Origin of the sequence: Streptomyces sp. NPDC006332, assembly GCF_040612855.1 — a bacterium.
Lineage (GTDB): Bacteria > Actinomycetota > Actinomycetes > Streptomycetales > Streptomycetaceae > Streptomyces.
The window spans coordinates 269,939-280,568 of sequence record NZ_JBEXRA010000004.1 but is presented as its reverse complement, the minus strand read 5'-3'; the positions used below and the strand labels follow the sequence as shown (position 1 = coordinate 280,568).

Below are 10,630 nucleotides of genomic sequence, written 5' to 3'. Positions count from 1 at the left end.
AGACTTCCTGCACACCTACAACCACCACCGCTGCCACACCGCACTCGGCGGCCAGCCACCCATCACCCGCGTGAACAACCCTGCGGGTCAATACACCTAGGGCCTGTCGTTTGGATCACGCCGCAGACGCGGGGTCTGGCACGCACATCTGCCGCGTTGTCGTCGGTTGCCGATGCTCCGCATCGACGCCCTCCTCCGCCTTGCAGCTGCACGCGCCAGACCCCGCTCACCGGCATCAACCAGCACCGTCAGTTTCCTGCGGCCTGATCCAAACAACAGGCCCTAGTGACGCTACGGCGTGACGAGCAGGACCTTGCCGATGTGGCCGCTCTCCTCCACCACCCGGTGTGCGGCGGCCGCGTCGCTCATCGGGAGCGCGCGGTCGACGATCGGACGTACCTGACCGGAGCCGAGCAACGGCCACACGTGCTCGCGTACTGCGGCCACGATCGAGGCCTTCTCACCGAGCGGGCGGGCCCTGAGCGAGGTCGCGCTGACGGCGGCCCGCTTGGACAGGAGCGTGGCGATGTTCAGCTCGGCCTTGATGCCGCCCTGCATGCCGATGATCGCGAGCCTGCCGTTGACGGCGAGCGCCCGCACATTGCGGTCGAGGTATTTGGCACCCATGTTGTCGAGGATGACGTCGGCGCCCGCGCCGTCGGTGGCCGCCCTGACCTCTTCCACGAAGTCCTGGTCCCGGTAGTTGACCTGGACGTCGGCGCCCAGCTCGGCGCAGCGGTCCAGCTTCTCCCTGGTGCCCGCGGTCACCACGACTTTGGCACCGACGGCTTTGGCGAGCTGGATCGCCATCGTCCCGATGCCGCTGGAACCGCCGTGCACGAGCAGCGTCTCGCCGGGGCGGAGGTGGGCGACCATGAAGACGTTCGACCAGACCGTGCAGACCACCTCGGGCAGCGCCGCGGCCTGCCCGAGGTCGATGCCCTTCGGCAGGGGCAGCAGCTGGCCGGCGGGGACGGCGACCTTCTCCGCGTAGCCGCCGCCCGCGAGCAGCGCGCACACCTCGTCGCCGACGGACCAGCCGGAGACACCGGGACCGACTTCGGCGATCCGCCCGGAGCATTCCAGACCGGGGTAGGGGGACGAGCCGGGCGGTGGGTCGTAGAAGCCCTGGCGCTGCAGGATGTCGGCGCGGTTGACAGCACTGGCCGTCACCTCGACCAGCACCTCGCCCTCGCCGGGCACAGGATCCGGGACCTCGGCCCACACCAGCGCCTCGGGCCCACCAGGTTCGGGAATCGTGATCGCATGCATGAAGGGGACGCTACCCGCAGGCCCTGGAAGCGACCCTCCGGGTCATCGACGCTTCGGTATCGCTGTGGCTGCTCCTGGTCTGGGGGCCCGTGCCAACCTCCTGGGTCTCCCGGCCGGGACCAGCGTCTCCTGGGTCTCCCGGCCGGGACCAGCGTCTCCTGGGTCTCCCGGCCCGTGCCGACTCCGTCTCCGGTCCGAGGGGGCCTGCGCCCTTCGGCCGATCCGCCACAAAAACCCTGTGCCTGACCGATGAGTTTGCGGGACGGTAAAGGTCTTCCCATGCGTCACCCATGAGCGCGGAAGGACACCCACCATGAGCCAGCACACGTCCAGCCTGGCCATCGAGACCGCCGGCCTGGTGAAGACGTTCGGCGAGACACGGGCCGTCGACGGAGTCGACCTCGCGGTGCCGGCCGGCACGGTCTACGGCGTTCTCGGCCCGAACGGCGCCGGCAAGACGACCACCGTGAAGATGCTCGCCACCCTGCTGCGACCGGACGGCGGTCAGGCCCACGTCTTCGGCCACGACGTCGTGCGCGAGGCCGACGAGGTCCGCGGCCGGGTCAGTCTCACCGGCCAGTACGCGTCGGTGGACGAGGACCTCACCGGCACCGAGAACCTGATCCTGCTGGGCCGCCTGCTCGGCCACGCCAAGAAGGCCGCGCGGGAGCGCTCCGGGCAGCTGCTGGAGGCCTTCGGCCTCACGGACGCGGGCGCGAAGCAGGTCAAGCACTACTCCGGCGGCATGCGACGCCGTATCGACATCGCCGCCTCCATCCTCAACACCCCGGACCTGCTCTTCCTCGACGAGCCGACGACCGGCCTCGACCCGCGCAGCCGCAACCAGGTGTGGGAGATCGTCCGCGCGGTCGTCGCCCAGGGCACCACCGTGCTGCTGACCACGCAGTACCTCGACGAGGCCGACCAACTGGCGTCCCGGATCGCCGTCATCGACCAGGGCAAGGTGATCGCCGAGGGGACCAAGGGCGAACTGAAGGCGTCCGTGGGCTCCGGTTCCGTACATCTGCGACTGCGTGATCCGGCTCAGCGGCCGCAGGCCGAGCAGGTGCTGCGGCTGGCCCTGGACACGGACGTGCAGCTCGAGCCCGACCCGGTGGCGCTGACGGCCCGCGTCGGGGCGGTCGCGGCGAACGGACAGGGCGCGGCCGAGCAGGCCGCCCGGGCGCTCGCCGAGCTGGCTCGCGGCGGGATCGTCGTCGACAACTTCTCCCTGGGCCAGCCGAGCCTGGACGAGGTGTTCCTCGCCCTCACCGGACACGACACCCACGAGACCAGCGGCGTCTCGAAGGACTCCGACGACATCGACGACCCCGACGACCCCGACGGCTCCAACGACTCGAAGGACGAGGTGGCCGCATGAGCACCGCGACGACCACGGAGACCAAGGACCTGGCCCCGGTCAGGGCCGAATCCCTCGCCGCGCTGCTGGTCGCCGGGGAGCGGCCGCCGCGGCCCAGCGCGCTGTCGGCCTCGCTGACCTTCGGCTGGCGGGCCATGCTCAAGATCAAGCACGTGCCGGAGCAGCTCTTCGACGTCACGGCGTTCCCGATCATGATGGTGCTGATGTACACGTATCTCTTCGGGGGCGCCCTGGCCGGGTCCCCGAAGGAGTACATCCAGTTCCTGCTGCCCGGCATCCTGGTGATGTCGGTGGTGATGATCACGATGTACACGGGTGTCTCGGTGAACACCGACATCGAGAAGGGCGTGTTCGACCGCTTCCGGACGCTGCCCATCTGGCGACCGTCGACGATGGTCGGCTATCTCCTCGGCGACGCCCTGCGCTACACCATCGCGTCGGTCGTGATGCTCGCGGTCGGCCTGATCCTCGGCTACCGCCCGGGCGGCGGGGTCGGCGGCGTCCTCGCCGGAATCGCTCTGCTGGTCGTGTTTTCGTTCGCGTTCTCGTGGATCTGGACGATGTTCGGGCTGATGCTGCGCACCGAGAAGTCGGTGATGGGCGTCAGCATGATGGTGATCTTCCCGCTGACGTTCCTGTCCAATGTCTTCGTCGACCCGAAGACCATGCCGGGCTGGCTTCAGGCCTTCGTCAACAACAGCCCGGTGACCCATGTGGCGTCGGCGGTACGCGGTCTGATGGCGGGCGACTGGCCGGCCGACGAGGTCGCCTGGTCGCTGGGCTGGGCGGGCCTGCTTCTGGCGGTCTTCGGGCCGATCACGATGCGGCTGTACAACCGCAAGTGACCGGCCCCGGGCCGTCAGTCCTGGGGAAGCGGGCGGGCGTCGGGGGCGATCTGGCTGCCCGGCGTCGCCCGCACGATAGTGATCAGCCGGTCCGTCAGTTCCAGTGTCCCGACCGCCGGATCGTCGTACCCGAGCACGCGGTGCCCCCGTACGACACTCACCACCAGGTCGTCGGTCTCCCGCGCCCGCTTGCCCACCTCGGCCTTTATGACCGGTCGTTCGATGATGTCGAGCCCGCTGCCCTGCTGGATCAGGTCCTCCATCACCATGCCGGCCGCGGGACTCAGCACGGACAGCCCGAGCAGCCGTCCGGCCGCGCTGGCGCTGGTGATCACCGCGTCGGCGCCGGACTGCTTCAGCAGCGGGGCGTTCTCCTCCTCGCGCACGGCGGCCACGATCTTCGCGCCCTTGTTGAGCTGCCGGGCCGTCAGCGTCACCAGGACCGCCGTGTCATCGCGCTGGGTCGCGATGATGATCTTCCGCGCCTTGTGTACCTCGGCCCGCTTCAGCACCTCGCTGCGGGTGGCGTCCCCGACGACACCCGCGTAGCCCTCCGCGGTCGCGGCGTCGATCGCCTTGCCGCTGGGGTCGACCACCACGACCTGCTCTTTCTTCAGGCCCGTCGCGCAGACGGTCTGGATCGCCGACCGACCCTTGGTTCCGAAGCCGACGACGACGGTGTGGTCGCGCAAGGTGGACCTCCAGCGGGTGAGCCGCCATTCCTCCCGGGTGCGTTCGGTGAGGACTTCGAGCGTGGTGCCGACCAGGATGATCAGGAACAGCACGCGCAGGGGTGTGACGACGAAGATGTTGGTGAGCCTGGCGGCATCACTGACCGGGGTGATGTCGCCGTAGCCGGTGGTGGACAGGGTGACGGTCGCGTAGTACCAGGCGTCCAGGAAGTCGACCGAGCCGTCGGAGTTGTCGTTGTAGCCGTCGCGGTCGACGTAGACGAGCAGAGCGGTCGCCACGAGGACCAGCAGGGCCATCGTCAGCCGTTTGGCCACCTGTCGGAACGGGTGCTCCACCACGGTGCGCGGGAGCTTCACCCGCTGGGTCACGAGATGTTCGTCCGCCTGCCGGGCGATCGCGTCATGGCCCGGAAGTTTCACGTGAAACACACCCCGATCCCAGCACTCGCCCAGGGCAGATCGAGGAGTTCGCTCTCCTGACCGGGGTGCGAGCCGCCGGGCGGTACGACGGCCAGGGCGTCGGCCGCCGCGATACCCCGCAGCATCGCCGGGCCGTTGTAATGCAGCGGCACGGCCCGGTCACCGCGCAGGACCACAGGGATGAGCCGGGTGTCGTACGGGTGCCCGTGCACCTCGTCCTGGAGCGGCAGCGTGTACGACTCCGGGGCGGGCCGCGCCGCGAGAGCCCGCAGCAGCGGCTCGGCGAGGGTGAGCAGGCCGGAGACGGCCGCCAGAGGGTTGCCGGGCAGGCCGACGAGGTGCTGGTTCTCCTTGGTGCGGGCCAGCAGCATGGGGTGACCGGGGCGCACCTTGACGCCGTCCACCAGGAGTTCGGCGTCGATGCGGCGCAGGGTGGGATGGACGTGGTCGACGGGGCCCGCGGCGGTGCCGCCGGTGGTGACGATCAGGTCGGCGTCGCTGGTGGTGATCGCCTTGTGCAGGGCGTCCGCGTGGTCCTCGAGTCGTCGTACGGCGATGACCTCGGCGCCCAGCGCACGCAGCCAGGGCGGGAGCATCGGGCCGAGCGCGTCACGGATCAGCCCGTCGCGCGGAGTGCCCTCGGTGAGCAACTCGTCGCCCAGGACGATGAGCTCGACACGGGGGCGGGGGACGACGGCGAGGGTGTCGTATCCGGCGGCCGCGGCGAGCCCCAGCACCGCCGGCGTCACCAGGGCGCCGGCCGGGAGGAGTTGGTCGCCGCTGCGACACTCCTGGCCACGCGGCCGGATGTCCTGGCCGTGCGCCGCCTCGCGGGTGGGGTGCAGACGGCCCTTGTCGTCGGTACGGCCGTGCTCGCTGCGCAGGACCGCGGTGGTGTCCGGGGGGACGCGGGCCCCGGTGGCGATCCGGACGGCCTCGCCGTCGGTGAGCGGCTCGGGCTCGGCGTGCCCGGCGAGGACGTTGTCGTCCCGGACGTCCCAGGGGCCGGGGCCGGCCACCGCCCAGCCGTCCATCGCGGAGGTGTCGAAGGAGGGCAGGTCGGTGAGGGCGGTGAGCGGCGCGGCCAGAGTGAGGCCGAGGGCCTCGTCGAGGAGGACCGAGACGGGGGCACGGCGTGCGCCACGGGTGGTGCGACCGGCCCTTTCGGCGATCGCGCGGGCCTCGGGCCATGGGGTGGCCCGGTGGCGGGCTCCCGGCTTGCGCCCCGGCGGGTGAGCAGCGCCGTGCGGGTCGCTCACGTGGCCGTCCTCTGTGCCGGGTGCGGGTACCTGACCTCCGGCCGAGGGGCCGTCGTGCTCGTTCACGAGGGCCAGCACCTCCTCGACGTCGAGGTCCTCGGCGTCCTCCCCGGCCCGGGTGGCCCGGGCGGTCATCCGGCGTCCGGGGCCGCGTCGGACGCGGCATCGGACGTGGCGTCGGTCCCCTCGTCGGCCCAGCGCAGGGCGAGGGCGGCTGCCTTGCGGGACGCCTCCGCCACCGCCTCTGGTCCGCCGCCGGCCCGTGCGGCCGCGTAGCCGACCAGGAAGGTGGTCAGCGGGGCCGCGGGCCGCGCCACGCCGTGGGCGGCGTCACGGGCGAGGTCGAGCAGCGCTCCGGTGTCGACGTCGAGGTCGATGCCCAGTTCGTCCTTGACTGCGGTAATCCATTCATCCAACACGTGCCCATGCTCCCTGATGCGTGCCCTGGCGGTGGCGATGTCGTCCCAGGTGTCGCAGTCGAAGGAAGCGACGGGGTCGGGGACGCGGGTGAGGTCGAGCCCGGCGGTCAGCCGGCGCAGCGGAAGCCCGGTGAGGCCGCCGCTCTCGGCGGAGCCGAGTGTGACCGGCATTCCGCCCAGCGTGGTCAGCTCCCGGCGCAGTGCGGAGGTGCGGTACGCGGCCACGAGCGGCTGGTCACGGCCGTCGGTGTCGGTGAGCAGCACGCCCTCGGCGCCGCTGGTCGCCAAGGTGGTCAGCAGTCGCCGTACCGACTCCTCGGTCAGGAACGGCAGGTCGGCGGAGAGGACCAGGACGTGCTGGGCCGTGGTGTGCCGCAGTCCGGCGTAGAGCGCGGCCACCGGTCCGCCGCCGGGCGGCCTCTCGCGTGCCCAGGTCACGGGGCGGGCGGTCGGCCGTGGATCGGCGACGACGACGGTGGTGCGGGCGCCTGCGCAGGCGGCGAGCACCCGGTCGAGCAGTGCGCGTCCGCCCACCCGCATCCCGGGTTTGTCCGCACCACCGAGCCGCCGGGCGGCACCTCCGGCGAGCACGACGGCGTCGAATGCGGTCACCCCCCGAGTATGCGTGCCGCGGCGATCACAGGGAACGCGGGGAGGCAGCGAACCAAGGCTCCGTCAGAACTCGGTCTCGTGGGTCGGGGCGAGGCGCGGACTGCGCCCGGGCACGATCACGGTGCCGTCACAGCGTGCGGAGCAGGACCGCGGTGCCGTCACAGCGTGCGGAGCAGGACCGCGGTGCCGTCACAGCGTGCGCAGCAGGACCGCGGGCTGTTCCACGCAGTCCGCCACGTACCGCAGGAACCCGCCGGCCGTGCCACCGTCGCACACCCGGTGATCGAAGGTGAGCGAGAGCTGGACGACCTGCCGCACCGCCAGCTCGCCCTCGTGCACCCACGGCTTGGGGACGATCCGGCCGACGCCGAGCATGGCCGCCTCCGGGTGGTTGATGATCGGTGTGGAGCCGTCGACGCCGAACACGCCGTAGTTGTTCAGGGTGAAGGTGCCGCCGATGAGTTCCCGGGGCGTGAGGGTCCCGGCGCGGGCCGCCTCGGTGAGCCTCGCGAACTCCGAGGTGAGGGACTCGGCGTCCCGGGTGTGCGCGTCCCGGACCACGGGGACCACCAGACCTCGCTCGGTCTGGGCGGCGAACCCGAGGTGGATCTGGTCGAGCCGGACGACTTCCCTGGCCTCCGTGTCGACCGTGGAGTTGAGCTCGGGCCAACGGGCCAGGGCCGAGGTGCAGATCCGGGCGAGCAGGGCGAGGAGGGAGATCTTCGGACCGTCGGAGGCGTTCATCGCCGTACGCGCCCGCATCAGCTCCGTCGCGTCGGCGTCCACCCAGCAGGTGGCGTCCGGGATCTCCCGTCGGCTACGGGAGAGCTTGTCGGCCACGGCGCCGCGGATGCCCTTGAGGGGGACGCGGGTCCCGGAGGGGGAGGGGGCGGAGGGGGCGGAGGGGGCGGATGCGGGGGTCGCGGCGGGGGCGGGGGTCGGCGCGGGTGCCATGCGTGCGTGCGGCTCTGCCGTCGGGGTGGCAGGGCGGGCCGTGGCGGCCGAGGCCCGCAGCGCGTACTCCACATCCGCTCGCAGGATCAGCCCGTCGGGCCCGGAACCGCTGAGTTCCCGCAGGTCCAGGCCGTTGACACGGGCCAGCCTGCGGACCAGGGGGGAGATCACGGGCACCGGCCCGTCGCCCACGTCGGGCGCACCGACCTGGCCGTCCGCCGCCCCCAAGAAGCCGGTCGGCGCCGCTGCCCGGGCTCCCGGGGCGGGCGTCGGCTGTCCCTGGCGCACCCGGCGTCGCCGCGCGGGTGCCTCGGAGGTGCCGTAGCCCACCAGCACGTTCCCGGAGCCCTCGGTCTGGACGTCGGAGGCCGACTCGCCCACCGCCACGGTGATCAGCGGCGCCCCGACGGGCAGTTCCGTGCCCTCCTCGCCGAAGCGGGCGGTGACCACACCGCCGTAGGGACAGGGCACCTCGACCATCGCCTTGGCCGTCTCGACCTCGACGACCGGCTGGTCGACGGCGACGACCTCACCGACCTCGACCAGCCAGCGCACGATCTCCGCCTCGGTGAGCCCCTCCCCGAGGTCGGGCAGCTTGAACTCCAGCACCTGTGCCATCAGCTCTCGGCCTCCCATTGCAGGCGCCCCACGGCGTCCAGGATCCGGTCCACGCCGGGCAGGTGGTGACGCTCCAGCATCGGCGGCGGGTAGGGGATGTCGAACCCGGCCACGCGCAGCACCGGGGCCTCCAGGTGGTGGAAGCACCGCTCCGTGACGCGGGCCGCGATCTCCCCGCCCGGGCCGCCGAAGCCGCCCGATTCGTGTACGACGACCGCTCGCCCGGTCCGCCGTACCGAGGCGCAGACCGTCTCGTCGTCGAACGGCACCAGGGAGCGCAGGTCGACGACTTCGAGGTCCCAGCCTTCCTCCCGGGCCGCCTCGGCGGCTTCGAGGCAGACGGGCACGGACGGTCCGTACGTGATCAGCGTGGCGCTGTGGCCCGAGCGCCGCACCACCGCGCGGCCGATCGGTTCAACGGTCGCCGGCTCCTCGGGGTTCCAGGAGTCCTTCGACCAGTACAGGCGCTTGGGTTCCAGGAAGACGACCGGGTCGTCGGAGGCGATGGCGGCGCGCAGCAGGCCGTAGGCGTCGGCGACCGTCGCGGGCGTGACGACATGGAGCCCCGGAGTGGCCATGTAGTACGCCTCGGACGAGTCGCTGTGGTGTTCGACGCCGCCGATGCCGCCGCCGTAGGGGACGCGGATGGTGAGCGGGAGCGGCATCGCGCCCCGGGTGCGGTTGCGCATCCGGGAGACATGGCTGATGAGCTGCTCGAACGCGGGGTAGGCGAACGCGTCGAACTGCATCTCCACGACCGGGCGCAGCCCGTACATCGCCATGCCGACCGCCGTGCCGAGGATGCCCGCCTCGGCCAGCGGGGTGTCCGTGCAGCGGGCCTCGCCGAACTCCTCGGCGAGGCCGTCGGTGACCCGGAAGACACCGCCGAGGGTGCCGACGTCCTCGCCCAGGACGTGCACGGTCGGGTCGGCGGCCATCGCGTCGCGCATCGCTCGTGTGAGGGCCTGCGCCATGGTGGCCGGTTTGAGGGCGACGGTGGTCATCGGTGCGGGCCTTCCTGCTCGGCCTCCAGCTCGGCCCGCAACTGGTCGCGCTGCTCGCGCAGTTGCGGGGTGGGCTCGGCGTAGACGTGGTCGAACAGGTCCATGGGGTCCAGCGCCGGGTCCTGGTTCATGCGGGTGCGCAGGTCGGCGGCCATGGTCTCGGCGGCGTCGCGCGTCGCTTGGACGCCGTCCTCGTCGAGGAGGCCGCGTTCGGTCAGCTCGTGTTCCAGGAGGGCGATCGGGTCGTGTCCGCGCCAGGTCTCGACCTCGGTGTCCTGCCGGTAGCGGGTGGCGTCGTCGGCGTTGGTGTGGGCGTCGACGCGGTACGTGATCGCCTCGACCAGCGTGGGACCGCCTCCGGCGCGGGCGTGGCGTACGGCGTCGGCGAGGACCTCGTGCACGGCGGCCACGTCGTTGCCGTCGACCAGGCGGCCGGGCATCCCGTAGCCGACGGCCTTGTGGGCCAGCGACGGGGCAGCGGTCTGCTTGGCGAGCGGTACGGAGATCGCGAAGCCGTTGTTCTGCACCAGGAAGACGACCGGGGCCTGCCAGACGGCGGCGAAGTTCAGTGCCTCGTGGAAGTCGCCCTCGCTGGTGCCGCCGTCGCCGACCATGGCGAGCGCGACCACGTCGTCGCCCTTGAGGCGGGCGGCGTGCGCGAGACCGACGGCGTGCGGCAACTGGGTGGCGAGCGGGGTGCACAGGGGGGCCACGCGATGTTCGCGCGGGTCGTAGCCGGTGTGCCAGTCGCCGCGCAGCAGCGTGAGGGCCTGGACGGGGTCCACACCACGCGCCACCGCGGCCAGGGTGTCGCGGTAGCTGGGGAACAGCCAGTCCCGTTCCTCCAGGACCAGCGCGGCGGCGACCTCGCAGGCCTCCTGGCCGGTGCTGGAGGGGTAGACGGCCAGCCGGCCCTGCTTGGTGAGGGCGGTGGCCTGCGCGTTGTAGCGGCGGCCACGCACCAGCTCGGCGTGCAGCCGGCGCAACAGCCCGGGGTCGGCGTTCTTGGCCGCCTCCGTGCCGAGGACGCGGTACGGCTCGGCGTCGGGCAGCAGCGGCGCGGGGTCCGTGCGGGGCTGCCAGGCGGGCGGCGGCGATGGCCGGTACGCGCCCCGCTGCTCCATGACCGTCATAGCGGCACCTCCTCGTGGGAG

The 10,630-nt window shown here is 72.0% G+C and carries 9 protein-coding genes and 1 pseudogene; 3 read left to right on the top strand and 7 right to left on the bottom strand.

Going from position 1 to position 10,630, the window contains the following annotated elements:
- Nucleotides 1-100 (top strand): annotated as a pseudogene (locus ABZ027_RS06345) (IS481 family transposase); the annotation flags it as partial.
- Nucleotides 101-291: 191 nt separating this feature from the next.
- Here the strand turns inward: ABZ027_RS06345 and ABZ027_RS06340 are convergent.
- Nucleotides 292-1,272 (bottom strand): NAD(P)H-quinone oxidoreductase, encoded by a 981-nt coding sequence (locus ABZ027_RS06340; RefSeq protein WP_356764897.1) that lies wholly within the window; start codon nt 1,270-1,272, stop codon nt 292-294.
- Between the two features lie 313 nt (nt 1,273-1,585).
- Here ABZ027_RS06340 and ABZ027_RS06335 point away from each other — a divergent pair, with 313 nt between their 5' ends.
- Complete coding sequence (locus ABZ027_RS06335; protein WP_356764895.1) at nt 1,586-2,653, top strand: ATP-binding cassette domain-containing protein; 1,068 nt, start codon at nt 1,586-1,588, stop codon at nt 2,651-2,653.
- Complete coding sequence (locus ABZ027_RS06330) at nt 2,650-3,498, top strand: ABC transporter permease (protein ID WP_356764893.1); 849 nt, start codon at nt 2,650-2,652, stop codon at nt 3,496-3,498. Before ABZ027_RS06335 ends, ABZ027_RS06330 begins: the two co-directional genes overlap by 4 nt.
- Nucleotides 3,499-3,512: 14 nt before the next feature.
- Here the strand turns inward: ABZ027_RS06330 and ABZ027_RS06325 are convergent, their stop codons facing one another.
- The 6 genes from ABZ027_RS06325 to pdhA form a co-directional block, all read right to left on the bottom strand.
- Nucleotides 3,513-4,610 carry a potassium channel family protein gene (locus tag ABZ027_RS06325; RefSeq protein ID WP_356764891.1) on the bottom strand — a complete coding sequence of 366 codons (1,098 nt, stop codon included), beginning with the start codon at nt 4,608-4,610 and terminating at the stop codon, nt 3,513-3,515.
- Nucleotides 4,607-6,004, bottom strand: coding sequence for a molybdopterin molybdotransferase MoeA (locus ABZ027_RS06320; RefSeq protein ID WP_356764889.1), 1,398 nt, complete (start codon nt 6,002-6,004; stop codon nt 4,607-4,609). Before ABZ027_RS06320 ends, ABZ027_RS06325 begins: the two co-directional genes overlap by 4 nt.
- The gene (locus ABZ027_RS06315; RefSeq protein WP_356764887.1) at nt 6,001-6,900 is read right to left on the bottom strand and encodes an NTP transferase domain-containing protein; all 900 of its coding nucleotides are present in this window, start codon (nt 6,898-6,900) and stop codon (nt 6,001-6,003) included. The genes ABZ027_RS06320 and ABZ027_RS06315 overlap by 4 nt, the downstream gene beginning before the upstream one ends.
- Nucleotides 6,901-7,089: 189 nt before the next feature.
- Nucleotides 7,090-8,472: a dihydrolipoamide acetyltransferase family protein gene (locus tag ABZ027_RS06310; protein WP_356764885.1), complete on the bottom strand. Its 1,383-nt coding sequence runs from the start codon at nt 8,470-8,472 to the stop codon at nt 7,090-7,092.
- On the bottom strand, nt 8,472-9,476 hold the full coding sequence (locus ABZ027_RS06305; RefSeq protein ID WP_356764883.1) for an alpha-ketoacid dehydrogenase subunit beta: 1,005 nt from the start codon (nt 9,474-9,476) through the stop codon (nt 8,472-8,474). Before ABZ027_RS06305 ends, ABZ027_RS06310 begins: the two co-directional genes overlap by 1 nt.
- Entirely contained in the window at nt 9,473-10,609 is a 1,137-nt protein-coding gene (gene pdhA, locus ABZ027_RS06300) for a pyruvate dehydrogenase (acetyl-transferring) E1 component subunit alpha (RefSeq protein ID WP_356764881.1), read from the bottom strand. Before pdhA ends, ABZ027_RS06305 begins: the two co-directional genes overlap by 4 nt.
- Between the last annotated feature and the right edge of the window lie 21 nt (nt 10,610-10,630).

Bases quoted from the DNA above. Each gene is read 5' to 3' on its own strand.
- ABZ027_RS06340 (WP_356764897.1), bottom strand. From the start codon at position 1,272: ATGCATGCGATCACGATTCCCGAACCTGGTGGGCCCGAGGCGCTGGTG.
- ABZ027_RS06335 (WP_356764895.1), top strand. From the start codon at position 1,586: ATGAGCCAGCACACGTCCAGCCTGGCCATCGAGACCGCCGGCCTGGTG.
- ABZ027_RS06330 (WP_356764893.1), top strand. From the start codon at position 2,650: ATGAGCACCGCGACGACCACGGAGACCAAGGACCTGGCCCCGGTCAGG.
- ABZ027_RS06320 (WP_356764889.1), bottom strand. From the start codon at position 6,004: ATGACCGCCCGGGCCACCCGGGCCGGGGAGGACGCCGAGGACCTCGAC.
- ABZ027_RS06310 (WP_356764885.1), bottom strand. From the start codon at position 8,472: ATGGCACAGGTGCTGGAGTTCAAGCTGCCCGACCTCGGGGAGGGGCTC.
- ABZ027_RS06305 (WP_356764883.1), bottom strand. From the start codon at position 9,476: ATGACCACCGTCGCCCTCAAACCGGCCACCATGGCGCAGGCCCTCACA.
- pdhA (WP_356764881.1), bottom strand. From the start codon at position 10,609: ATGACGGTCATGGAGCAGCGGGGCGCGTACCGGCCATCGCCGCCGCCC.